We start from the raw sequence: 23,403 nt of genomic DNA on the forward strand, positions 1-23,403 counted from the left end.
GAGGCGGAGCCGCAGCGAAAGCGAGTCTGAATAGGGCGTTTAGTACGTGGTCGTAGACCCGAAACCAGGTGATCTACCCATGTCCAGGGTGAAGTTCAGGTAACACTGAATGGAGGCCCGAACCCACGCACGTTGAAAAGTGCGGGGATGAGGTGTGGGTAGCGGAGAAATTCCAATCGAACCTGGAGATAGCTGGTTCTCCCCGAAATAGCTTTAGGGCTAGCCTTAAGTGTAAGAGTCTTGGAGGTAGAGCACTGATTGGACTAGGGGTCCTCATCGGATTACCGAATTCAGTCAAACTCCGAATGCCAATGACTTATCCTTAGGAGTCAGACTGCGAGTGATAAGATCCGTAGTCAAAAGGGAAACAGCCCAGACCGCCAGCTAAGGTCCCAAAGTGTGTATTAAGTGGAAAAGGATGTGGAGTTGCTTAGACAACTAGGATGTTGGCTTAGAAGCAGCCACCATTTAAAGAGTGCGTAATAGCTCACTAGTCGAGTGACTCTGCGCCGAAAATGTACCGGGGCTAAATACACCACCGAAGCTGCGGATTGATACCAATGGTATCAGTGGTAGGGGAGCGTTCTAAGGACAGTGAAGTCAGACCGGAAGGACTGGTGGAGTGCTTAGAAGTGAGAATGCCGGTATGAGTAGCGAAAGACGGGTGAGAATCCCGTCCACCGAATGCCTAAGGTTTCCTGAGGAAGGCTCGTCCGCTCAGGGTTAGTCAGGACCTAAGCCGAGGCCGACAGGCGTAGGCGATGGACAACAGGTTGATATTCCTGTACCACCTCTTTATCGTTTGAGCAATGGAGGGACGCAGAAGGATAGAAGAAGCGTGCGATTGGTTGTGCACGTCCAAGCAGTTAGGCTGATAAGTAGGCAAATCCGCTTATCGTGAAGGCTGAGCTGTGATGGGGAAGCTCCTTATGGAGCGAAGTCTTTGATTCCCCGCTGCCAAGAAAAGCTTCTAGCGAGATAAAAGGTGCCTGTACCGCAAACCGACACAGGTAGGCGAGGAGAGAATCCTAAGGTGTGCGAGAGAACTCTGGTTAAGGAACTCGGCAAAATGACCCCGTAACTTCGGGAGAAGGGGTGCTTTCTTAACGGAAAGCCGCAGTGAATAGGCCCAAGCGACTGTTTAGCAAAAACACAGCTCTCTGCGAAGCCGTAAGGCGAAGTATAGGGGGTGACACCTGCCCGGTGCTGGAAGGTTAAGGAGAGGGGTTAGCGTAAGCGAAGCTCTGAACTGAAGCCCCAGTAAACGGCGGCCGTAACTATAACGGTCCTAAGGTAGCGAAATTCCTTGTCGGGTAAGTTCCGACCCGCACGAAAGGTGTAACGATTTGGGCACTGTCTCAACCAGAGACTCGGTGAAATTATAGTACCTGTGAAGATGCAGGTTACCCGCGACAGGACGGAAAGACCCCGTGGAGCTTTACTGTAGCCTGATATTGAATTTTGGTACAGTTTGTACAGGATAGGCGGGAGCCATTGAAACCGGAGCGCTAGCTTCGGTGGAGGCGCTGGTGGGATACCGCCCTGACTGTATTGAAATTCTAACCTACGGGTCTTATCGACCCGGGAGACAGTGTCAGGTGGGCAGTTTGACTGGGGCGGTCGCCTCCTAAAGTGTAACGGAGGCGCCCAAAGGTTCCCTCAGAATGGTTGGAAATCATTCGTAGAGTGCAAAGGCATAAGGGAGCTTGACTGCGAGACCTACAAGTCGAGCAGGGACGAAAGTCGGGCTTAGTGATCCGGTGGTTCCGCATGGAAGGGCCATCGCTCAACGGATAAAAGCTACCCCGGGGATAACAGGCTTATCTCCCCCAAGAGTCCACATCGACGGGGAGGTTTGGCACCTCGATGTCGGCTCATCGCATCCTGGGGCTGTAGTCGGTCCCAAGGGTTGGGCTGTTCGCCCATTAAAGCGGTACGCGAGCTGGGTTCAGAACGTCGTGAGACAGTTCGGTCCCTATCCGTCGTGGGCGTAGGAAATTTGAGAGGAGCTGTCCTTAGTACGAGAGGACCGGGATGGACGCACCGCTGGTGTACCAGTTGTTCTGCCAAGGGCATAGCTGGGTAGCTATGTGCGGAAGGGATAAGTGCTGAAAGCATCTAAGCATGAAGCCCCCCTCAAGATGAGATTTCCCATAGCGTAAGCTAGTAAGATCCCTGAAAGATGATCAGGTTGATAGGTTCGAGGTGGAAGCATGGTGACATGTGGAGCTGACGAATACTAATAGATCGAGGACTTAACCATATAATATGTAGCAATGTTATCTAGTTTTGAAGGAATATGCCTTCAATAGTTTGGTGATGATGGCAGAGAGGTCACACCCGTTCCCATACCGAACACGGAAGTTAAGCTCTCTAGCGCCGATGGTAGTTGGGACCTTGTCCCTGTGAGAGTAGGACGTCGCCAAGCAACTAAACACGAGTCAAATGACTCGTGTTTTTTCGTGTTTTCTTTTATAATCCATAGTAATTAAAAAAATGTGCTTAAATAATTACCATGTTGATTAAATACAGGGGAATGTGGCTAGGATAGTGAATAAGCAAAAGAGTTGCAAATTTTATTAATACGTATATAATTAAAGTCAAAGATAGTCAAAGTCAATAAAGGTGGCGGATAAATGAGAAATATATCTGATATCATTGAGCAATATCTAAAGCAAGTTATTGACTTAAGTAATAATAATGTGATTGAAATCAAAAGAAATGAGATTGCGGATCGATTCGAGTGCGTACCATCTCAAATCAATTATGTAATCAATACCCGTTTTACATTAGAAAGAGGATTTATAGTAGAAAGTAAACGTGGTGGTGGAGGTTACATTCGCATTATAAAAGTCAAACTGCATGATGATATAGACATTATTGATCAAATGCTTCATATGATTGATCATAGCGTTGCACAAGGGAATGCAGAGAGTATGATTATACGTTTATTAGAAGAGGGAATTATAACAGGCCGTGAAGCAAAACTAATGTTAAGTGTACTAGATCGTTCTGTATTATCAATGGATATTCCTTCTCGAGATGAACTTAGGGCTCGAATATTATGCGCAATGTTAAGAACACTGAAATATAAATAAATACAGCTTTTGTAAAAGAATGATAATTAAGATAGGGCAGTTAAATATTGTAGAAGTTTTGAAAAAGAGCATGTACTTTTATTTAAATGGATTAAGGAAAGAGGACAATCTAGTAATGTATGAAAAGTATCATGAGGTAGATCGTTCCTGTTGTAAAGGTGGGGATATTGATGACTTGTCAAAACTGTAATATAAGACCAGCAACTTTACATTATACAAAAGTAATCAACGAGAAGAAGGCGGAAGTTCATCTTTGTGAGCAATGTGCAGAGCAAAGTGGCTATACGTCTTTCTTTCAATCATCACAGTCTAACTTTTCATTTCATGATGTATTTGCTGGTTTATTACACGGTGAATCAACAATGTTTGGAGAAGGAAAAAACGGGTGTTCAAATACAAATACAATAAGATGTCCAGGTTGTAAGATGACATACGAACATTTTACAAAGGTGGGACGCCTTGGTTGTGCTTCTTGTTACGATACATTTAAAGGACACTTAAACCCATTGTTAAAACGACTTCATGGTGGACATACAGAACATTGTGGAAAAATTCCGGAACGAATGGAAGGAAATATCCACTTAAAGAAAGAATTAGATGAACTAAAACTTATTCTGAAACAATATGTACAGAATGAGGAGTTTGAGAAAGCTGCTGAGGTAAGAGATGAAATTCGAGGGCTTGAAACTCAGCTTAGTGAGCATAGAGAGGGGGAGTAGTTCTATGTCACTGGACAAAATTATGAATGAAGCGATTAGTCCATGGATGAAGGGGGATGGCCCTGATTCTGATATTGTTTTAAGTAGTCGAATTCGTTTGGCTCGTAATTTTAAGCAATATCAATTTTCTACTATGCAAAACGAAGAGGAAGCTCAAAAGGTTCAAGAATTATTTAAAAAGAAATTTATAAATAAAGCGGTAGAGCCCTTTGGGAAGTTTGGACTATTAAAAATGAATGAATTAACGCCTCTTCAAAGGAGAGTTTTAGTCGAAAAGCATTTAATTAGTCCAAATCTAGCAGGGACTGAATATGGAGCATGTCTGTTATCAGAAAGCGAACACATTAGTGTGATGCTTAATGAGGAAGACCACATTAGGATTCAGTGCCTATTTCCAGGACTACAGTTATCAAAGGCGCTTCAAAGCGCCAATCAAATAGATAATTGGATTGAGAAAGAGGTTGAATATGCTTTTGATGAATCACTTGGATATATTACGAGTTGTCCTACTAACGTTGGTACAGGATTAAGAGCTTCTGTAATGATTCATTTACCAGGGCTGGTTTTAACAAAAAGAATTAGCCGTATTATACAAGTAATTCAAAAATTAGGTTTAGTAGTAAGAGGAATATACGGTGAAGGTAGCGAAGCGTTAGGTAATATATTTCAAGTATCAAATCAAATGACGCTAGGGAAATCCGAAGAAGATATTATTGCAGATTTAAAGAGTGTCATGCAGCAAATTATACAACAAGAAAAATTGGCCAGAGAATTAATTGTACAAAATTCGAGTATTGAGCTTGAAGATAAGGTTTATCGTTCTTACGGTATACTAGCAAACAGTCGTTTAATTCAATCTGCAGAAGCGGCAACTTGCTTATCGGATGTACGACTTGGTATTGATCTAGGATATATAAAAGGTATATCGAGAAATATTTTGACTGAGCTAATGGTTCTTACGCAACCTGGTATTTTACAACAATACGCAGGAGGACCTTTAGGACCAGAAGAAAGAGATTATCGAAGAGCAACCTTAATCCGTGAGCGATTACGTATTGAAAAAAACTAAGCGCAAGTAGGAGGCGATTTCTATGATGTTTGGAAGATTTACAGAAAGAGCACAGAAAGTATTAGCTTTATCTCAAGAGGAAGCAATTCGCATTGGGCATAATAACATTGGAACAGAACATATTTTACTTGGGCTTGTACGCGAAGGTGAAGGAATTGCAGCAAAAGCATTAATTGCTCTTGGATTGAGCCCGGAGAAAGTGCAAAAAGAGGTAGAAGCGTTAATTGGACGTGGAACAGAAGCTTCTCAAACTGTACATTATACACCTCGTGCTAAAAAAGTTATTGAATTGTCTATGGATGAAGCGCGTAAGCTAGGACATTCTTACGTTGGAACAGAACATATTTTACTTGGCTTAATCCGTGAAGGTGAAGGTGTAGCGGCACGTGTTTTAAATAATTTAGGCGTAAGCCTCAACAAAGCAAGACAACAAGTGTTACAACTTCTTGGAAGTAACGAAGCAAGTTCAGGTCACCAAGGTGGTTCATCGACAAATGCAAATACACCGACACTAGACAGTTTAGCGCGCGACTTAACAGTTGTTGCACGTGAGAATCGTTTGGATCCTGTTATTGGACGTAGTAAAGAAATTCAACGTGTAATTGAAGTGTTAAGCCGTAGAACAAAAAACAATCCAGTGTTAATTGGAGAGCCTGGTGTAGGTAAAACAGCAATTGCTGAAGGGTTAGCACAGCAAATCGTAAATAATGAAGTTCCTGAAACGTTAAGAGATAAGCGTGTTATGACACTAGATATGGGAACAGTGGTAGCTGGGACGAAATATCGTGGTGAGTTTGAAGATCGTTTAAAGAAAGTAATGGATGAAATACGTCAAGCAGGGAATATTATTCTATTTATTGATGAACTTCATACATTAATCGGTGCAGGTGGAGCAGAAGGTGCAATCGATGCATCAAATATTTTAAAACCATCTTTAGCACGCGGAGAATTACAATGTATTGGTGCGACAACTTTAGATGAGTATCGTAAATATATTGAAAAGGATGCAGCTTTAGAGAGACGTTTCCAGCCAATTCATGTTGATGAGCCGAGTCTAGAAGAATCAACTCAAATCTTGAAAGGTTTACGCGATCGTTATGAGGCCCATCACCGTGTGTCTATTACAGATGATGCAATTGATGCAGCTGTGAAACTTTCAGATCGTTATATTACAGATCGTTTCTTACCAGATAAAGCAATTGATTTAATTGATGAAGCTGCTTCAAAGGTTCGCTTACGTTCTTATACAACACCACCAAACTTAAAAGAGCTTGAAGTGAAGCTTGAGGAAATTCGAAAAGAAAAAGATGCGGCTGTACAAAGTCAAGAGTTTGAAAAGGCTGCTTCCTTACGTGATATGGAACAACGCTTACGTGAGAAATTGGAAGATACAAAGCGTCAGTGGAAAGAACAACAAGGAAAAGAAAATTCAGAGGTTACGGTAGAAGATATTGCAAATGTCGTTTCTACATGGACACGTATCCCTGTTTCTAAACTTGCACAAACAGAGACTGATAAATTATTAAACTTAGAATCCATTCTTCATGATCGTGTCATCGGCCAGGATGAAGCGGTAGTGGCTGTAGCGAAAGCTGTTCGTCGTGCAAGAGCAGGACTGAAAGATCCGAAACGTCCAATTGGTTCATTTATTTTCTTAGGACCAACAGGTGTAGGTAAAACAGAATTAGCAAGAGCGTTAGCGGAATCTATGTTCGGTGATGAGGATGCAATGATTCGCATTGATATGTCTGAGTATATGGAGAAACATTCAACTTCTCGCTTAGTTGGTTCTCCTCCAGGATATGTTGGGTATGAAGAAGGCGGACAATTAACAGAGAAGGTTCGTCGTAAGCCGTATTCAGTTGTCCTATTAGATGAAGTAGAGAAGGCGCATCCTGATGTATTTAATATTTTACTACAGGTATTGGAAGATGGTCGTTTAACTGATTCTAAAGGACGTACAGTTGACTTCCGTAATACGATTGTTATTATGACGTCTAACGTTGGTGCTGAGGCGTTAAAACGTAACAAACATCTTGGATTTAACGTACAAGATGAAAGCCGTGATTATTCGGATATGAAAGGTAAAGTAATGGATGAGCTGAAAAAGGCATTTCGTCCAGAATTCTTAAACCGTATTGATGAAATTATCGTATTCCATATGCTTGAGAAAAAACATATTCAAGAAATTGTGACTCTTATGGTAAATCAGTTAGTGAATCGCTTAAAAGAACAAGAAATTGAATTGCAATTAACAGAAGGGGCGATTGCAGCTATTGCTGATAAAGGGTTTGATCGTGAATATGGTGCTCGTCCACTACGTAGAGCAATTCAGAAGCATGTAGAAGATAGACTATCGGAAGAACTTTTAAAAGGTGCTATTGAGAAAGGACAAAAAGTTATGTTTGATGTAGAAGGGGAAACATTTGTCATTCATAGTGCTGAAAAGGTAAAATAAGTATAGACAAACTAAGAGGGCTACGAGATAGCCCTCTTTCTTGTACGAGAAGGTCAAATGTTTATAGATGAAAGCGAAGTGAAATATAAAAAGATATGGCTAAAAAGAAAACAAAATTCACATGTCAAGAGTGTGGTTATCAATCACCAAAATATATGGGTAAATGTCCAGGGTGTGGTCAATGGAATTCGCTTGTTGAAGAGATGGAACCCGTTGTATCATCCAGACGCCTAAATTATGCAAATGCAATTCAAACAGAAGTAACAAAACCAAGACGTCTTACAGAAGTAGAAACAAAGTCTGAGGCACGTATTGAAACAAAATTTCAGGAGTTTAACCGTGTACTAGGTGGCGGAATTGTAGATGGATCTTTAGTACTTATTGGTGGGGACCCTGGGATTGGAAAATCAACGTTATTATTACAGATTTCCTCGCAATTAGCAGATGCTTCATATGATGTATTGTATATATCAGGTGAGGAGTCAGCAAAGCAGATTAAACTTCGTGCAGATCGTTTACATGTAAATGGTAGTAATCTATTTGTTGTATCAGAGACAGATTTACAGCGTATTGCAGCACATATTGAAGAGATGAATCCTGCTTTTGTTGTTATTGATTCTATTCAAACGATACATTTACCTGAGGTGACATCAGCTCCTGGTAGCGTGGCGCAAGTACGTGAATGTACAGCAGAATTAATGAAACTTGCAAAAACAAAGGGAATCCCAATTTTCATCGTAGGACATGTGACAAAAGAAGGTGCAATTGCGGGGCCGCGTATGCTAGAACATATGGTCGATGCAGTTCTTTACTTTGAAGGAGATCGACACCATACATATCGTATTTTACGAGCTGTAAAGAATCGTTTTGGTTCTACGAATGAAATGGGTATCTTTGAAATGAAAGAACTTGGCCTTGCAGAAGTCTTAAATCCTTCTGAAATTTTCCTTGAGGAAAGACCAGTTGGAGTTGCAGGTTCAACAGTAGTTGCCTCAATGGAAGGAACAAGACCAGTTTTAGTAGAAATACAGGCATTAATTTCCCCTACTAGTTTTGGAAATCCTCGAAGAATGGCGACAGGAATTGATCATAATCGTGTCTCGCTTATTATGGCGGTACTAGAGAAAAGAACAGGTTTACTATTACAAAATCAAGATGCGTATTTAAAAGTAGCTGGTGGTTTGAAATTAGATGAACCGGCAATTGATTTAGCTGTTGCCTTAAGTATAGCTTCAAGTTTTAGAGATAAATCTACGGCACCAACTGATGCGGTAATAGGAGAAGTTGGATTAACTGGAGAAATAAGAAGAGTATCAAGAATCGAACAACGTGTACAAGAAGCAGCTAAATTAGGATTTCAACGTGCTATCATTCCTAGAAAAAATTTAGGGGGGTGGACAATTCCAGAGGGGATTGAGGTTGTAGGTGTTTCTAATTTAGGAGAAGCGCTTCGTTTGACATTAGGAGGCTAGGCTATGGAAGAAAATAAGCAACGTGTCAAAAGTATAATTAATATTTTACAGCTCGTGGCCCCGGGAACACCACTGCGCGAAGGGATAGATAATGTACTTCGCGCACAAACAGGGGGACTAATTGTTCTTGGGTATAATGAGCAGATTAAAAGCATTGTTGATGGTGGTTTTCATATTAATTGCGCATTCTCTCCTGCTAGTTTATATGAATTAGCAAAAATGGATGGAGCACTTATTTTAAATGAAACTGGAAGTAAAATTTTAATTGCAAACGCACAGTTAGTTCCGGATTCATCTATTGATTCTATTGAAACAGGTATGCGTCACCGAACAGCAGAGCGTGTAGCAAAGCAGACGGGCAGCCTTGTTGTGGCCATTTCACAAAGACGTAATGTAATTACACTATATCAAGGGAACTTACGTTATACATTAAAAGATATAGGTGTCATTTTAACAAAAGCAAATCAAGCAATTCAAACGCTAGAAAAATATAAGGCTGTATGGAATGACGGCATTACGAATTTGGGTATTCTAGAATTTGAAGAGGTCGTTACAATGTCAGAGGTGGTTCACGTTTTACATAGTGTTGAAATGGTGCTGCGTATAAAAAATGAAATATTGAGCTATATTCATGAGTTAGGAACAGAAGGTAGGTTAATTCGTTTACAGCTTACAGAATTACTAGCTGATTTAGAGGCAGAGGCAGCATTGTTAATTAAAGATTATCACCAGGAGAAAACACAAGACCATCATCAAATCTTGAAAAAGTTACAAGATCTTGCAAATACACAACTTTTAGAGGATAGTGATTTAGTTAAATTACTTGGCTATCCAGGACAAACAAGCTTAGAAGAAAGTGTGACACCTAGAGGGTACCGAATCACAAGCAAGATTTCTCGTGTTCCGCCACTTATTATCGAGAATTTAATTAATCGATTTAAAACATTGCAAGGTGTTTGCCGAGCAACTATTAATGAATTGGATGATGTGGAAGGAATTGGAGAAGTGAGAGCGAAGAAAATACGAGAAGGTCTAAAAAGAATTCAAGAGCATCTCTATATGAGTAGACACAATTAAGAATATTACATTGATTCTATAATATAACGACACTAGAACATTTTTGGTATATGATATGATATATTGGTAAATAAAACTATTTACAAAAAAACACGTCCGCTTTTGCATTCGGCGTTTTGATTAGCGAAACAATGGTTAATAATGAGTAGGAGGTGGTTGGATGTTAAAACGGATTGTACAGCTCTTCTTTTTAGTGATCGGGGGAGCGTTAGGGATTTACTTAATCCCAAAAATTATTAATGTATTAGATATCGGTGCGGTTCCTTTGTTGGAAGGATCGTATGTTCGTGCAATTATTGGTGCAATTATTTTATTTTTAACAACATTTTGGCTTGTAGATTATATTGTTCAACTTATTAAGCATATTGAAGAGGCTCTTGTAAAGGCGCCTGTAGCAGATGTTTTATTTGGTACATTAGGATTAATCTCTGGTCTTATTGTTGCATATTTAATTTTGATACCAATTCGTGAATTTACAATTCCAGTTATTAGTACGGTGTTGCAAGTGTTCTTCACCCTTTTACTTGGATATTTAGGATTCCAAGTAGGATTTAAAAAGAGGAATGAATTGCTAGGATTATTTACATTACCCCAACGCGGAGGTAAGAAGAAAAACAATAGTGAGAATGAAGAGGTAGAGGTCGAAGCAGAAAAATCTACGACTCATTGGAAAATTCTCGATACGAGTGTAATTATTGACGGACGTATTGCAGATATTTGCCAAACAAAGTTTTTAGAAGGAACAATTGTCATTCCGCAATTCGTATTAGAAGAGCTTCAGCATATTGCCGATTCTTCAGATGCTTTAAAGCGTAATCGTGGCCGCAGAGGGCTAGACATTTTAAATCGTATTCAAAAGGAGATGCCAATTCCGGTAGAAATTTATGAAGGCGATTTCGATGATATCCAAGAAGTAGATAGCAAGCTTGTAAAGTTGGCAAAAATCACTGGTGGAACTGTAGTAACAAACGATTTCAATTTAAACAAAGTTTCTGAATTACAAGGGGTTACGGTGTTAAACATTAATGATTTAGCTAATGCGATTAAACCAGTCGTACTCCCTGGTGAAGAATTAAGTGTTTATGTTGTGAAAGATGGTAAAGAACAGAATCAAGGTGTTGCATACTTAGATGATGGTACGATGATTGTAGTAGAAGATGGTAGAGAGTATGTGGGTTCACAACTTGATGTACTTGTTACTAGCGTATTACAAACATCGGCTGGTCGTATGATTTTCGCAAAACGTAAATTGCTAGAAAAAGCATTATAAGTAGAGGATTATTAATATGTATACATTAATTATTCCGGCAGCGGGCCAAGGGAAACGAATGGGTGCTGGTAAAAATAAGTTATTTTTACTTATAGATGAAGTACCAATTATTGTGCACACATTGCGTGCTTTTGAAAAAGATAAAGCGTGCAAAAGTATTATTATGGCAATTAACGAAGAAGAACGCCCGTATTTTGAAGAGTTGATGCAGAAGTACCAGATTGAAAAGCAGGTACAATTTATTCAGGGTGGAGCCGAAAGACAAGATAGCGTATATAACGCACTTCAGTATGCGAGTGGTGTCGAATATGTTCTTGTTCATGACGGGGCGCGCCCGTTCGTAACGAATAAAGTGATTCGCGATGTATTAACTGCAGCAGAAAAATATGGAGCTTCCATTTGTGCAGTGCCAGTAAAAGATACTGTTAAGAAAGTAGAGCAGGGTGTTGTTGTAGAAACGGTAGAGCGGTCTCAACTTAACGCTGTACAAACACCACAAGGATTCTCTGTTTCTCTTTTGCTAGAAGCTCATAGAAGCGCAAAACAAAGTTGTTTTCTTGGCACAGATGATGCAAGTCTCGTAGAACGCGTTGGGAAGCAAGTTGGTGTAGTAGAGGGGAGTTACTATAATATTAAAGTGACGACTCCGGAAGATCTATTAATTGCTGAAAGTTTCCTACGTGTTCAGAAGAAATAACGTTGATGATGTGTTAATAAAGAAAAGCTCGGCAACAGCCGGGCTTTTCTTTATAAGGATAGCGATATAATATAGAGTCATAAAGCTCAGTAGTTTAGCTTAAGGAGGAAGTAAGGATGTTTCGAATTGGACAAGGTTTTGATGTACATGAATTTGCGGAAGGGCGTCCGTTGATTATCGGTGGAATTACAATTCCACACGAGAAAGGATTAATTGGTCATTCAGATGCAGATGTATTGTTACATACGATTGCTGATGCATGTTTAGGTGCGATTGCAGCAGGAGATATCGGAAAGCATTTTCCTGATACAGACCCAGCTTTTAAAGATGCAGATTCAGCTGTATTGTTACAAAAAGTTTGGGAATTTGTGCGTGAACAAGGTTACGAGTTAGGAAATTTAGATTGTACAATTATTGCTCAAAAACCAAAAATGGCACCACATATTGAGAGCATGCGTAAGCGCATTAGTGAACTGTTAGAAACGTCTATCAATAACATTAATGTAAAGGCAACAACAACAGAAAAATTAGGATTTACAGGTAGAGAAGAAGGGATTGCTTCTCAAGCGGTTGTTTTATTACAGAAAAAATAATGGTTTTTAATTCGTAAGATGGATAATCACATTTTTTTGGTGTACAATTATAGAATGTGTTGACATTAAGAATGGAAGGTGTACCAATTATGGAAAAGCAAGTGAGAGTGCGCTACGCGCCAAGTCCAACAGGACACTTACATATCGGAAATGCGCGTACGGCATTATTTAATTATTTATTTGCTCGTCATTTAGATGGCAAATTTATTATTCGTATTGAAGATACTGATGTAAAACGTAACGTGGCTGGTGGAGAAGAAAGCCAATTAAAATACTTGAAATGGCTCGGTATGGACTGGGATGAAGGTGTTGATGTTGGTGGTGAATTTGGACCATATCGCCAAACAGAGCGTTTAGATATTTATAAAAAATTATATGAAGATTTATTAGAGCGTGGTCTAGCTTATAAATGTTACATGACAGAAGAAGAGCTAGAAGCAGAGCGTGAAGGACAAATCGCTCGCGGTGAAACACCTCGTTACGCAGGTAACCACCGTGAATTAACTGAAGAACAAGTGAAAGAATTTGAAGCTGAGGGACGTATTCCAAGTATTCGTTTCCGTGTACCAGCTGATCGTGACTACACATTCAAAGATATTGTAAAAGATGAAGTTGCGTTCCATTCAAATGATTTCGGTGATTTTGTTATTGTGAAAAAAGATGGAATTCCAACTTATAACTTTGCAGTAGCAGTAGATGATCATCTAATGGAAATTACACATGTACTTCGTGGTGATGATCATATTTCAAATACACCGAAACAAATGATGATTTATGAAGCTTTCGGCTGGGATATTCCACAATTCGGTCATATGACTCTAATTGTTAATGAAAGTCGTAAAAAGTTAAGTAAGCGTGATGAATCTATTATTCAATTTATTGAGCAATATAAAGAGCTTGGGTATCTTCCAGAAGCAATCTTTAACTTTATTGCACTACTAGGTTGGTCTCCGGTAGGAGAAGAAGAAATCTTCTCTAAAGATGAGTTTATCAAAATGTTCGATGCAGCTCGTTTATCAAAATCACCTGCATTATTTGATTCTCAAAAACTAAAATGGATGAACAACCAGTATATGAAAAAGCAAGATTTAGATACGGTTGTAGAGTTAAGCTTACCGCATTTAGTGAAAGCTGGACGTGTGGGAGAAACTTTAAGCGAACAAGACCAAGCTTGGATTCGTGATGTAATTGCTTTATACCATGAACAAATGAGTTTTGGAGCTGAAATTGTAGAGCTTTCTGAAATGTTCTTTAAAGATCATGTTGATTATGAAGAAGAAGGACAAGAAGTATTAAATGGTGAACAAGTACCTGAAGTACTTCGTGCATTTGCTGGTCAAATAGAAGCTCTAGAAGCAATGGAGCCAGCAGCAATTAAGGCAGCGATTAAAGCAGTTCAAAAGGAAACAGGACATAAAGGTAAAAATTTATTTATGCCAATCCGTGTTGCAACTACAGGACAAACGCATGGTCCAGAGCTTCCGAATGCTATTGCACTTCTTGGAAAAGAAAAAGTTTTAAATCGTCTTCAAAAAGTAATTGGTTAACATTTTCTAGGTTTAGAAATATAATAAGTATACCTAAAACCTAATAAGGAAAAGCGACGAGAAGGAGAAGTAGAAAATCAGGCTTTTTACAGAGAGAACCACCTTTAGGCTGGGAGTGGTTTATAAGCGGATTTTTGAAATGCCCCTTCGAGTCTTCTGCTGAACAGCGAATTGCTTCGTGGGATGTCTTAGGCCGCAAAGTAAGCAGAAGCGGTGTACACCGTTATCATGGATGAGTTTGAGGCTTTTTTAAGCCTAAACAGAGTGGAACCGCGCTTAAAAGGCGTCTCTGTCAATATGACAGAGACGCCTTTTTTTTATACCGTGTAAATAGGTATGAATATAGAATTTATCTCCTTATATAAAGAATTAGGGGAGAAGTGATGAGTTAGGGGAGTTAGTTCGTTCGACAAAAAAGCAGCCCATAAAGGGGAGGGAACACCGATGTTTAAGAGGCTTCGGGAAGATATTGAAGTCGTTTTTGAACAGGATCCAGCGGCAAGAGGTTATTTCGAAGTCATTTTAACTTACTCTGGATTACATGCAGTTTGGGCCCATCGAATTGCACATGCTTTTTATAAAAGAAATTTTTTCTTTCTTGCACGTTTTGTTTCACAAGTGAGCCGCTTTTTTACTGGCATTGAGATCCATCCAGGAGCAACTATTGGTCGACGCTTTTTTATAGATCATGGAATGGGAGTTGTAATTGGAGAAACTTGTGAAATTGGTGATAATGTAACGATTTATCAAGGGGTTACATTAGGTGGTACAGGAAAAGAAAAAGGGAAGAGGCACCCAACAATTCAGGATAATGTATTAATTGCGACGGGTGCTAAAGTTCTTGGGTCTATTACTGTGGGAGAGAATTCTAAAATCGGAGCAGGGTCTGTCGTATTAAAAGAAGTTCCTGCACATTCTACAGTTGTAGGTATACCTGGCCGTGTCGTTATTCAAAATGGAGTAAAGATTGGTCAAGAATTAAATCACTCTGACCTTCCAGATCCGATTTTTGATAAATTAAAGGCTATGGAAGTAGAACTTGATAAATTGAAGAAACAATTGGAATTAAAGGTAGAAAGGAAGGATAAAAATGACTATTCACATTTATAATACGTTAACACGTCAAAAAGAAGAGTTTGTTCCATTAGAAGAAAATAAGGTAAAGATGTATGTATGCGGACCTACAGTTTATAACTACATTCATATTGGGAATGCAAGACCTCCTATGGTATTCGATACAGTGCGTCGTTATTTAGAATACAAAGGATACGATGTGCAATATGTATCTAACTTTACGGACGTAGATGATAAATTAATTAAAGCGGCAAATGAATTAGGTGAAGATGTACCAACGATTGCTGATCGTTTTGTTGAAGCGTACTTTGAAGATGTAACAGCACTAGGTTGCAAACACGCAACAGTTCATCCTCGTGTAACAGAAAATATGGATATCATTATTGAATTTATTCAAGAACTTGTGAATAAAGGGTATGCATATGAATCAGAGGGTGATGTGTACTTTAAGACGAAGGAATTCGAAGGTTACGGTAAATTATCACATCAACCAATCGCAGATTTACGTCACGGTGCTCGTATTGAGGTAGGGGAAAAGAAACAAGACCCTCTTGATTTTGCTTTATGGAAAGCTGCGAAAGAAGGAGAAATCTTCTGGGAAAGCCCTTGGGGGCAAGGACGTCCAGGATGGCATATTGAATGCTCAGCAATGGCGCGTAAGTACTTAGGGGATACAATTGACATTCATGCTGGTGGGCAAGACTTGGCGTTCCCGCATCATGAAAATGAAATTGCGCAGTCAGAGGCATTGACTGGAAAAACGTTTGCACGTTACTGGATGCATAATGGATATATTAATATTAACAATGAGAAGATGTCTAAATCGCTGGGTAACTTTATTTTAGTTCACGATATTATTAAGCAATACGACCCGCAGTTAATTAGATTCTTTATGTTATCAGTACACTATCGTCACCCGATTAACTTTAGTGAAGAGTTATTACAAAGTACGAATAATGGACTGGAAAGAATTAAAACAGCTTATGGAAACTTAAAGCATCGTATGGAGAGTAGTACGGATTTAACGGACCATAATGAGAAATGGTTATCTGAAATAGAGAAATTCCAGACTGCATTTGAAGAGGCAATGAATGATGACTTTAACACTGCAAATGCAATTACCGAATTATACAACGTAGCAAATCATGCAAATCAATATTTACTTGAAGAGCATACATCTAAAGTTGTGATTGAAGCATACGTAAAACAACTGGAAACGTTATTTGATATTTTAGGATTAGAATTATCAAAAGAAGAATTACTGGATGAAGAAATTGAAGAGCTTATCCAAAAGCGCATTGAAGCTCGTAAAAATCGCGATTTCGCATTGTCTGATCAAATTCGTGACGATTTAAAAGAACGTAATATTATTTTAGAAGATACCGCTCAAGGTACAAGATGGAAAAGAGGATAAGGATGATTGATGCAAAGCAATTAAACAGCTTGGCGTTAGCGTATATGGGTGATGCGGTATATGAACAATATATCCGCTATCACCTCCTTCAAAAAGGAAAAGTTCGCCCTAATCAATTACATCGCTTAGGGACGAGCTTTGTTTCAGCAAAAGCACAGGCGAAAGTTGTTTATCATTTATTAGAGACGGCATTTTTGACAGAGGAAGAAGAGGCGGTATTAAGAAGAGGGCGTAATGCAAATTCAGGTACAGTTCCGAAAAATACGGATGTACAAACATATCGACATAGTACAGCCTTTGAAGCGCTAATTGGTTATCATCATTTATTAAATAATCGTGAAAGATTAGACGAAATTGTATATAAGGCAATTGCAGTTTTAGAAGAAAAGGAAGGGGGCACATCATCATGACTAGTGAATATATTATCGGACGTAACCCTGTAATTGAAGCGTTAAGATCAGGGAGAGATATTAATAAAATTTGGATCGCAGAAGGTGCTGCCAAAGGACAAGTACAAATTGTACTAGCGTTAGCGAAAGAAAATAAGATTATTTTACAACATGCACCAAAGAAAAAGTTAGATCAATTAGTTGAGGGTAATCATCAAGGTGTAATTGCTCAAGTAGCTGCATATCAGTATGCAGAGTTAGAAGATTTATTCAAAGTGGCAGAAAAACGTAATGAAGATCCGTTCTTCTTGATTTTAGATGAGATTGAAGATCCGCATAACCTAGGTTCTATTATGCGTACTGCTGATGCAACAGGAGCTCATGGAATTATTATTCCGAAGAGAAGAGCTGTGGGACTTACCGCATCAGTTGCGAAAGCATCAACAGGAGCGATTGAATACATTCCTGTTGCGCGCGTAACAAACTTATCTCGTACAATTGATGAATTAAAAGAGCGTGGACTTTGGATTGCTGGTACAGATGCCAAAGGGAAAACGGATTACCGTAATTTAGATGGTACAATGCCGATTGGATTAGTAATTGGTAGTGAAGGAAAAGGTATGAGTCGTATTATTGGTGAAAAGTGTGATTTCTTAATCACTCTACCGATGGTTGGTAAAGTTACATCCTTAAATGCTTCAGTAGCCGCAAGTTTGTTAATGTATGAGGTATATCGTAAACGTCACGAAATTGGTAAATAAAAAATGAACGATATTTTAATCGTTGACGGCTACAACATTATCGGAGCTTGGGGAGATTTGAAGAAACTGCGGGATGTAGATTTACAATCATCAAGAGATGCGCTTATTGATAAGATGGCGGATTATCAAGGTTATACAGGCACAAAAGTGATGATAGTCTTTGATGCCTATACAGTCCATGGTATTGAAAAAAAGATGAAACAATCTCGTGTAGAAGTAATATTCACACGAAAGAATCAAACTGCAGACGAAAAGATAGAGCAACTTGCGATAGAGCTTAGAAATATAAATACACAAATATATGTTGCGACTTCTGATTATACAGAACAATGGGTTATATTTGGGCAAGGTGCCCTTCGAAAATCTGCGCGTGAATTAGAGTTGGAAGTACAAGCGATGGAACAACAAGTAAGAAGGCGTACAAAAGACACGAAAGAACAGCAGCCCGCCATGCGAAAGATATTTAGTAAGGATATTACAGAAAAATTAGAAAAATTAAGAAGAGGAGAGCGTTGAAGCATTGACGCTCTTTATCTTTTTACTGTATAATATTGCTAAATAAATAGCGGTCGGAGGGATCAAGGTGGAAGCAGGCTTCGTAAGTATAGGCGACGTTACATTTCGTGATTTAGAGGATGAGGCAATCGTTGAGTTAGTTCGAAAAGGTAATACTGACGCTCTAGAATATTTAATTCACAAGTATAAGAACTTTGTTCGTGCGAAATCAAGATCTTACTTTTTAGTGGGTGCCGATCGAGAAGACATTGTTCAAGAAGGTATGATAGGGTTGTTTAAAGCAATTCGTGATTATAAAGAGGACAAGCTGTCTTCATTCAAAGCATTTGCTGAACTATGTATCACTCGACAAATTATTACCGCTATTAAAACGGCAACAAGACAAAAACATATTCCTTTAAATTCGTATGTGTCTTTAGATAAGCCGATTTACGATGAGGAATCTGATCGAACGTTATTGGATGTTATTTCTGAAGCGAAGGTGACTGATCCTGAAGAGATGATCATTAGCCAGGAAGAATATACAGACATAGAATCAAAAATATCTGAATTATTAAGCGATTTAGAAAGGAAAGTGCTTTCTTTATATTTAGATGGTCGTTCTTATCAAGAGATTTCAGAACAGTTAAACAGGCATGTGAAATCTATTGATAACGCTTTACAAAGAGTAAAGAGGAAATTGGAACGATATATGGAAATGAGAGAAAGTACAACTTTAAATTCATAAGAAGTAACAAGTGCTGCAGGTGTAAAATAAATCACCTGTTTTCTTTTGTAGAGAGTACAAAATGCATGTCATTGACATTGTCTTTTATTGTATGATACATTTTTAGGGACATAATGTTACAAGGTTGGTGTAACTAATGAGGAAAAAAGTTGTACTCTCATGTGAAGAGTGTAAAAATCGAAACTACTCTACTATGAAAGATACGAGCTCAATAGAGCGACTTGAAATAAAAAAGTTTTGTAAAACATGCAATCAGCATACAGTTCACAAGGAAACAAAATAAATAATTGAAATAATACACTGGAGGTCCCGCAGATGCGTTTAACGAACTTTTTCGGCGATGTAGGTCGCGAAATGAAAAAAGTAAGTTGGCCTAAAAAAGATGAATTACTCCGCTCAACAGCGACTGTTGTTGCTACAGTTGTGTTCTTTGCGATTTTCTTCGCAGTAGTTGATATGGGCATTTCTTCTTTAATTCGGTTAATTCTTGGTTAATTCTTGAATAAGAAGCACTTATCCATGATATAATGTTATTTATAAGAACTGTGTAAAAGCCCGGTGAACGGGTTTTTTCATTTGCGCAAAAAAATGTACGTCAGGGAGGGAAGGACGCTCGTCCTAAATGAATGGAAAAAAGTTGGTATGTTGTCCATACTTATTCTGGATATGAAAATAAAGTAAAAGCAAACCTAGAGAAACGTGTAGAATCAATGGGTATGCAAGATAAAATTTTCCGTGTTGTTGTCCCGGAAGAAGTAGAAGTAGAAATGAAAAACGGAAAAGAAAAATTAATGAAAAGAAAAGTGTTCCCAGGTTATGTATTAGTAGAATTAATCATGACTGATGACTCTTGGTATGTTGTACGTAACACGCCGGGTGTAACTGGGTTCGTTGGTTCTTCTGGTTCTGGATCTAAACCATCACCTCTATTAGAAGAGGAAGTTGTTACCATTATGAAACATATGGGAATGGACAACGAAGTGGTTGATTTCGACTTTGAACTTCATGAGACAGTACGTGTAAATGAGGGGCCATTCGCAGATTATACAGGTGCTATTGAAGAAATTGATGTGGAGAAGAAAAAGGTTAGCGTGCTTGTGGATATGTTTGGTCGCGAGACTCCAGTTGAACTTGACTTCCATCAAATTGAAAAATTATAAAATGAAACTTGAAATGAATTGTAAAAAGTGATAATATCTTTTAAGTCAGTACGTCTTCGTTATCGGAGACGTTTTTTGAAAGATTTTATCCTTACAGATAAAATATGACGTGGGAGGGCAAATCACTGTCCAATTGACCACATCACGGACTTAAGGAGGTGTGTCTCGTGGCTAAAAAGGTAATTAAAATGGTAAAGCTTCAAATTCCTGCAGGTAAAGCTAACCCAGCTCCACCAGTTGGTCCAGCATTAGGACAAGCAGGTGTTAACATCATGGGCTTCTGTAAAGAGTTTAACGCTCGTACAGCAGATCAAGCTGGTCTTATCATCCCTGTTGAAATTACGGTATTTGAGGACCGTTCATTCACTTTCATTACTAAAACTCCTCCTGCTGCTGTTCTTCTTAAGAAAGTAGCTGGTATTGAGTCTGGTTCTGGTGAACCAAACCGTAATAAAGTGGCAACTGTTAAGCGTGATAAAGTACGCGAAATCGCTGAAACTAAAATGCCTGACCTAAACGCTGCTAGCGTAGAAGCTGCAATGCGTATGGTTGAAGGTACTGCACGCAGTATGGGCATCGTTATCGAAGACTAATTCGATTTGTTTTTAAAAAAGGTTGCGGGTCTGGAATTCCAATTCGCAACCTTTATTATCGTAAATGATTATCGTTTTTAAATAAATGGATGGCGCTCATCCTCAGGTTATACCTGAAAACAGGCGTAAACGTGGGAGGTTATTCCGCTAAAACCACATTCGAGGAGGAAATAAAAATGGCTAAAAGAGGTAAAAAGTACGTAGAAGCTGCAAAGCTTGTTGATCGTGCAGCTGCTTACTCTGCAACAGAAGCAGTAGAATTAGTAAAGAAAACAAACACAGCTAAATTTGATGCAACTGTAGAAGCTGCATTCCGTTTAGGTGTTGACCCTAAGAAAGCTGACCAACAAATCCGTGGTGCAGTTGTTCTTCCACACGGTACTGGTAAAGTACAACGTGTATTAGTATTTGCTAAAGGTGAAAAAGCTAAAGAAGCTGAAGCTGCTGGAGCTGACTTCGTAGGCGATACTGATTACATCGGTAAAATCCAACAAGGTTGGTTCGATTTCGATGTAGTAGTAGCAACTCCTGACATGATGGGTGAAGTTGGTAAACTTGGTCGCGTATTAGGACCTAAAGGTTTAATGCCAAACCCTAAAACTGGAACAGTTACTTTCGATGTAACTAAAGCTGTTAACGAAATCAAAGCTGGTAAAGTTGAATACCGCGTTGATAAAGCTGGTAACATCCACGTTCCAATCGGTAAAGTATCTTTCGAAGATGCTAAATTAGTAGAAAACTTCAAAACAATTGCTGACACTTTACAAAAAGTTAAGCCAGCTGCTGCAAAAGGTACTTACATGAAGAACGTAACAGTTGCTTCTACAATGGGACCTGGCGTACGTGTAGACGTTTCTACATTAGCGTAAATTTTGGAAGTTGACTTCATAAAGAAGTTTTAATATAATCATTTATGTTGTGAATTTAATTAGTGTACCGTAGACAGTAGGTGTCAATAGACTTAATTTCCTACCTAGGTGTTAATATACGAAGCGGAATCTTTTTTCTGTGACTATATGCCTCCATGTCTACAAGTTGGGCATGGAGGTTTTTAGTGCACTTTCGGTACATCTTCTATATAATCTACAGGAGGTGTAATAACATGAGCAAAGTAATCGAAACTAAACAACAAGTTGTAACTGAAATCGCGGACAAACTTCGCGCTAGTAAATCTACAATCGTTGTTGACTACCGTGGTTTAACAGTTTCTGAAGCAACAGAATTACGTAAGCAATTACGTGAAGCTGGCGTTGAGTTCAAAGTTTACAAAAACTCTCTAACTCGTCGTGCTGCAGAATCTGCTGAAATGGCTGAGTTAAATGAATTCTTAACAGGACCAAACGCAATCGCGTTCAGTAACGAGGATGTAGTTGCTCCTGCGAAAGTATTAAACGACTTCGCTAAAGATCATGAAGCTTTAGAAATTAAAGCGGGCGTAATCGAAGGTAAACTTGTAACACTTGATGAGGTTAAAGCAATCGCTACTCTTCCATCACGTGAAGGCTTACTTTCTATGCTTCTTAGCGTTCTTCAAGCTCCAATCCGTAACCTTGCACTTGCTACTAAAGCAGTTGCAGACCAAAAGGAAGAGCAAGGCGCTTAATTTTTTAAAAGATAATTACGTATTATCGATAAAACAATACAAACCTATTTAAGGGAGGATATTTACAATGACTAAAGAACAAATCATTGAAGCAGTTAAATCTATGACTGTATTAGAACTTAACGACTTAGTAAAAGCTATCGAGGAAGAATTCGGCGTAACTGCTGCTGCTCCTGTAGCTGTTGCTGGTGGCGCTGGAGAAGCTGCTGCTGAGAAAACTGAATTTGATGTGGAACTAACTAGCGCTGGTGCACAAAAAATCAAAGTTATCAAAGTTGTTCGTGAAATCACTGGTCTTGGCTTAAAAGAAGCTAAAGAATTAGTTGACAACACTCCAAAAGTAATCAAAGAAGCTGCTGCTAAAGAAGAAGCTGAAGAAATCAAAGCTAAACTTGAAGAAGTTGGCGCTGCTGTAGAAGTTAAGTAATTAACTTTTGATGCTTTAAAAAAAGCTCGCTCTCATGCGAGCTTTTTTTTTAACTGTAAAGAAAAGAGGTGGCCATATGGCAGACCATTATTTTTCTAACGACCCTTCTAGTAAAAGTGATCGTAAGCGATGGGAGTTTGCCCTTCGTGGATCTCGATTCACTTTCTTATCTGACCATGGGGTGTTCTCGAAAAACGAAGTGGACTTTGGTTCCCGTCTTTTAATTGAAGCGTTTCAAATGCCAGATATTAAAGGTGATATATTAGACGTAGGTTGCGGATACGGTCCTATTGGTTTGTCGTTAGCGAAAGAGTTTCAAGGTCGTGAAGTTCACATGGTGGATGTGAACGAGAGGGCACTTGGGCTTGCGAAAGAAAACGCCGCTAATAACAAAATCGAGAATATACGTATTTTTCAAAGTAGCGTCTATGAAAATGTAGATGGTAAGTATGCTGCTATTCTATCTAACCCTCCAATTCGTGCGGGTAAAGATATCGTACATGAGATTTTAGAAAAAGCTGTGGAGTATTTAGTTCCAGATGGAGAGCTTTGGATTGTTATTCAAAAGAAACAAGGTGCACCGTCTGCGCTAAAAAAACTAGAAGAAGTATTTTCTGAAGTTGAGGTTGTAGAAAAGAAAAAAGGATATTATATCATAAAATCAAAAAAACGTTGACGGTTATTTTTGGCTATGTTAACATTATACAATGCCAATATATGATTTTCTGCGTTGAGAAAG

The 23,403-nt window shown here is 38.8% G+C and carries 24 protein-coding genes, 2 rRNA genes and 2 other annotated features (1 of these 28 only partly in view); all 26 genes read left to right on the forward strand.

The features are described from left to right. Positions 1-2,263, forward strand: a 23S ribosomal RNA gene (locus tag NST27_RS00500) (it extends 659 nt beyond the left edge of the window). Between the two features lie 49 nt (positions 2,264-2,312). Continuing rightward, positions 2,313-2,428, forward strand: a 5S ribosomal RNA gene (rrf, locus tag NST27_RS00505). A gap of 208 nt (positions 2,429-2,636) precedes the next feature. After that, positions 2,637-3,098 (forward strand): transcriptional regulator CtsR, encoded by a 462-nt coding sequence (gene ctsR, locus NST27_RS00510; RefSeq protein WP_001244558.1) that lies wholly within the window; start codon positions 2,637-2,639, stop codon positions 3,096-3,098. 170 nt (positions 3,099-3,268) lie between these two features. After that, on the forward strand, positions 3,269-3,817 hold the full coding sequence (locus tag NST27_RS00515; RefSeq protein WP_047385500.1) for a UvrB/UvrC motif-containing protein: 549 nt from the start codon (positions 3,269-3,271) through the stop codon (positions 3,815-3,817). Positions 3,818-3,821: 4 nt separating this feature from the next. Beyond that, on the forward strand, positions 3,822-4,886 hold the full coding sequence (locus tag NST27_RS00520) for a protein arginine kinase (RefSeq protein WP_000050842.1): 1,065 nt from the start codon (positions 3,822-3,824) through the stop codon (positions 4,884-4,886). A gap of 22 nt (positions 4,887-4,908) precedes the next feature. Beyond that, positions 4,909-7,344 (forward strand): ATP-dependent protease ATP-binding subunit ClpC, encoded by a 2,436-nt coding sequence (clpC, locus tag NST27_RS00525; protein WP_000971185.1) that lies wholly within the window; start codon positions 4,909-4,911, stop codon positions 7,342-7,344. Positions 7,345-7,439: 95 nt separating this feature from the next. Continuing rightward, the gene (radA, locus tag NST27_RS00530; protein ID WP_001085202.1) at positions 7,440-8,816 is read left to right on the forward strand and encodes a DNA repair protein RadA; all 1,377 of its coding nucleotides are present in this window, start codon (positions 7,440-7,442) and stop codon (positions 8,814-8,816) included. 3 nt (positions 8,817-8,819) lie between these two features. Further along, a complete protein-coding gene (gene disA, locus NST27_RS00535; protein ID WP_000392158.1) occupies positions 8,820-9,893 on the forward strand; it encodes a DNA integrity scanning diadenylate cyclase DisA in 1,074 nt (357 codons plus the stop codon). A gap of 160 nt (positions 9,894-10,053) precedes the next feature. Continuing rightward, the gene (locus tag NST27_RS00540) at positions 10,054-11,163 is read left to right on the forward strand and encodes a PIN/TRAM domain-containing protein (protein ID WP_000919677.1); all 1,110 of its coding nucleotides are present in this window, start codon (positions 10,054-10,056) and stop codon (positions 11,161-11,163) included. Between the two features lie 16 nt (positions 11,164-11,179). Next, on the forward strand, positions 11,180-11,860 hold the full coding sequence (gene ispD / locus NST27_RS00545) for a 2-C-methyl-D-erythritol 4-phosphate cytidylyltransferase (RefSeq protein ID WP_000288286.1): 681 nt from the start codon (positions 11,180-11,182) through the stop codon (positions 11,858-11,860). A gap of 116 nt (positions 11,861-11,976) precedes the next feature. Then, on the forward strand, positions 11,977-12,453 hold the full coding sequence (gene ispF, locus NST27_RS00550) for a 2-C-methyl-D-erythritol 2,4-cyclodiphosphate synthase (protein WP_000488388.1): 477 nt from the start codon (positions 11,977-11,979) through the stop codon (positions 12,451-12,453). Between the two features lie 89 nt (positions 12,454-12,542). Continuing rightward, entirely contained in the window at positions 12,543-14,000 is a 1,458-nt protein-coding gene (gene gltX, locus NST27_RS00555; RefSeq protein WP_000415143.1) for a glutamate--tRNA ligase, read from the forward strand. A 47-nt stretch (positions 14,001-14,047) separates the two neighbouring features. Beyond that, positions 14,048-14,294: a binding site (T-box leader), on the forward strand. A 150-nt stretch (positions 14,295-14,444) separates the two neighbouring features. Further along, complete coding sequence (gene cysE, locus NST27_RS00560) at positions 14,445-15,110, forward strand: serine O-acetyltransferase (RefSeq protein WP_000476497.1); 666 nt, start codon at positions 14,445-14,447, stop codon at positions 15,108-15,110. Then, positions 15,091-16,488, forward strand: a complete 1,398-nt coding sequence (cysS, locus tag NST27_RS00565; protein ID WP_000152278.1) for a cysteine--tRNA ligase — start codon at positions 15,091-15,093, stop codon at positions 16,486-16,488. Before cysE ends, cysS begins: the two co-directional genes overlap by 20 nt. A 2-nt stretch (positions 16,489-16,490) precedes the next feature. Next, a complete protein-coding gene (locus NST27_RS00570; protein ID WP_000564261.1) occupies positions 16,491-16,898 on the forward strand; it encodes a Mini-ribonuclease 3 in 408 nt (135 codons plus the stop codon). Further along, the gene (gene rlmB, locus NST27_RS00575) at positions 16,895-17,638 is read left to right on the forward strand and encodes a 23S rRNA (guanosine(2251)-2'-O)-methyltransferase RlmB (protein WP_000200237.1); all 744 of its coding nucleotides are present in this window, start codon (positions 16,895-16,897) and stop codon (positions 17,636-17,638) included. The genes NST27_RS00570 and rlmB overlap by 4 nt, the downstream gene beginning before the upstream one ends. A 3-nt stretch (positions 17,639-17,641) precedes the next feature. Further along, positions 17,642-18,154 carry an NYN domain-containing protein gene (locus tag NST27_RS00580; protein ID WP_000997886.1) on the forward strand — a complete coding sequence of 171 codons (513 nt, stop codon included), beginning with the start codon at positions 17,642-17,644 and terminating at the stop codon, positions 18,152-18,154. Positions 18,155-18,221: 67 nt separating this feature from the next. After that, positions 18,222-18,881 (forward strand): RNA polymerase sporulation sigma factor SigH, encoded by a 660-nt coding sequence (locus NST27_RS00585; protein ID WP_000387193.1) that lies wholly within the window; start codon positions 18,222-18,224, stop codon positions 18,879-18,881. A 136-nt stretch (positions 18,882-19,017) separates the two neighbouring features. Then, positions 19,018-19,164 carry a 50S ribosomal protein L33 gene (gene rpmG, locus NST27_RS00590; protein ID WP_014481927.1) on the forward strand — a complete coding sequence of 49 codons (147 nt, stop codon included), beginning with the start codon at positions 19,018-19,020 and terminating at the stop codon, positions 19,162-19,164. A 32-nt stretch (positions 19,165-19,196) separates the two neighbouring features. Further along, positions 19,197-19,376, forward strand: coding sequence for a preprotein translocase subunit SecE (gene secE / locus NST27_RS00595; RefSeq protein WP_001241323.1), 180 nt, complete (start codon positions 19,197-19,199; stop codon positions 19,374-19,376). 131 nt (positions 19,377-19,507) lie between these two features. Next, the gene (gene nusG / locus NST27_RS00600; RefSeq protein WP_000415794.1) at positions 19,508-20,041 is read left to right on the forward strand and encodes a transcription termination/antitermination protein NusG; all 534 of its coding nucleotides are present in this window, start codon (positions 19,508-19,510) and stop codon (positions 20,039-20,041) included. A gap of 167 nt (positions 20,042-20,208) precedes the next feature. Then, positions 20,209-20,634 (forward strand): 50S ribosomal protein L11, encoded by a 426-nt coding sequence (gene rplK, locus NST27_RS00605; RefSeq protein ID WP_001085872.1) that lies wholly within the window; start codon positions 20,209-20,211, stop codon positions 20,632-20,634. Positions 20,635-20,810: 176 nt separating this feature from the next. Beyond that, complete coding sequence (rplA, locus tag NST27_RS00610) at positions 20,811-21,503, forward strand: 50S ribosomal protein L1 (RefSeq protein ID WP_001987630.1); 693 nt, start codon at positions 20,811-20,813, stop codon at positions 21,501-21,503. Positions 21,504-21,552: 49 nt separating this feature from the next. Next, positions 21,553-21,697, forward strand: a sequence feature (ribosomal protein L10 leader region). Between the two features lie 39 nt (positions 21,698-21,736). After that, a complete protein-coding gene (gene rplJ / locus NST27_RS00615) occupies positions 21,737-22,237 on the forward strand; it encodes a 50S ribosomal protein L10 (protein WP_000048716.1) in 501 nt (166 codons plus the stop codon). 67 nt (positions 22,238-22,304) lie between these two features. Continuing rightward, positions 22,305-22,664, forward strand: coding sequence for a 50S ribosomal protein L7/L12 (rplL, locus tag NST27_RS00620; protein WP_000159736.1), 360 nt, complete (start codon positions 22,305-22,307; stop codon positions 22,662-22,664). Between the two features lie 76 nt (positions 22,665-22,740). Next, a complete protein-coding gene (locus tag NST27_RS00625) occupies positions 22,741-23,340 on the forward strand; it encodes a class I SAM-dependent methyltransferase (protein ID WP_000763262.1) in 600 nt (199 codons plus the stop codon). Positions 23,341-23,403 lie beyond the last annotated feature (63 nt).

It is taken from the genome of Bacillus sp. FSL W8-0770 (assembly GCF_038008705.1).
GTDB lineage: Bacteria > Bacillota > Bacilli > Bacillales > Bacillaceae_G > Bacillus_A > Bacillus_A cereus.

Excerpts from the sequence above, each read along its gene's own strand:
- ctsR (WP_001244558.1), top strand. The coding sequence starts at position 2,637 with ATGAGAAATATATCTGATATCATTGAGCAATATCTAAAGCAAGTTATT.
- NST27_RS00515 (WP_047385500.1), top strand. The coding sequence starts at position 3,269 with ATGACTTGTCAAAACTGTAATATAAGACCAGCAACTTTACATTATACA.
- NST27_RS00520 (WP_000050842.1), top strand. The coding sequence starts at position 3,822 with ATGTCACTGGACAAAATTATGAATGAAGCGATTAGTCCATGGATGAAG.
- clpC (WP_000971185.1), top strand. The coding sequence starts at position 4,909 with ATGATGTTTGGAAGATTTACAGAAAGAGCACAGAAAGTATTAGCTTTA.
- radA (WP_001085202.1), top strand. The coding sequence starts at position 7,440 with ATGGCTAAAAAGAAAACAAAATTCACATGTCAAGAGTGTGGTTATCAA.
- disA (WP_000392158.1), top strand. The coding sequence starts at position 8,820 with ATGGAAGAAAATAAGCAACGTGTCAAAAGTATAATTAATATTTTACAG.
- NST27_RS00540 (WP_000919677.1), top strand. The coding sequence starts at position 10,054 with ATGTTAAAACGGATTGTACAGCTCTTCTTTTTAGTGATCGGGGGAGCG.
- ispD (WP_000288286.1), top strand. The coding sequence starts at position 11,180 with ATGTATACATTAATTATTCCGGCAGCGGGCCAAGGGAAACGAATGGGT.
- ispF (WP_000488388.1), top strand. The coding sequence starts at position 11,977 with ATGTTTCGAATTGGACAAGGTTTTGATGTACATGAATTTGCGGAAGGG.
- gltX (WP_000415143.1), top strand. The coding sequence starts at position 12,543 with ATGGAAAAGCAAGTGAGAGTGCGCTACGCGCCAAGTCCAACAGGACAC.
- cysE (WP_000476497.1), top strand. The coding sequence starts at position 14,445 with ATGTTTAAGAGGCTTCGGGAAGATATTGAAGTCGTTTTTGAACAGGAT.
- cysS (WP_000152278.1), top strand. The coding sequence starts at position 15,091 with ATGACTATTCACATTTATAATACGTTAACACGTCAAAAAGAAGAGTTT.
- NST27_RS00570 (WP_000564261.1), top strand. The coding sequence starts at position 16,491 with ATGATTGATGCAAAGCAATTAAACAGCTTGGCGTTAGCGTATATGGGT.
- rlmB (WP_000200237.1), top strand. The coding sequence starts at position 16,895 with ATGACTAGTGAATATATTATCGGACGTAACCCTGTAATTGAAGCGTTA.
- NST27_RS00580 (WP_000997886.1), top strand. The coding sequence starts at position 17,642 with ATGAACGATATTTTAATCGTTGACGGCTACAACATTATCGGAGCTTGG.
- rpmG (WP_014481927.1), top strand. The coding sequence starts at position 19,018 with ATGAGGAAAAAAGTTGTACTCTCATGTGAAGAGTGTAAAAATCGAAAC.
- secE (WP_001241323.1), top strand. The coding sequence starts at position 19,197 with ATGCGTTTAACGAACTTTTTCGGCGATGTAGGTCGCGAAATGAAAAAA.
- nusG (WP_000415794.1), top strand. The coding sequence starts at position 19,508 with ATGGAAAAAAGTTGGTATGTTGTCCATACTTATTCTGGATATGAAAAT.
- rplA (WP_001987630.1), top strand. The coding sequence starts at position 20,811 with ATGGCTAAAAGAGGTAAAAAGTACGTAGAAGCTGCAAAGCTTGTTGAT.
- rplJ (WP_000048716.1), top strand. The coding sequence starts at position 21,737 with ATGAGCAAAGTAATCGAAACTAAACAACAAGTTGTAACTGAAATCGCG.
- rplL (WP_000159736.1), top strand. The coding sequence starts at position 22,305 with ATGACTAAAGAACAAATCATTGAAGCAGTTAAATCTATGACTGTATTA.
- NST27_RS00625 (WP_000763262.1), top strand. The coding sequence starts at position 22,741 with ATGGCAGACCATTATTTTTCTAACGACCCTTCTAGTAAAAGTGATCGT.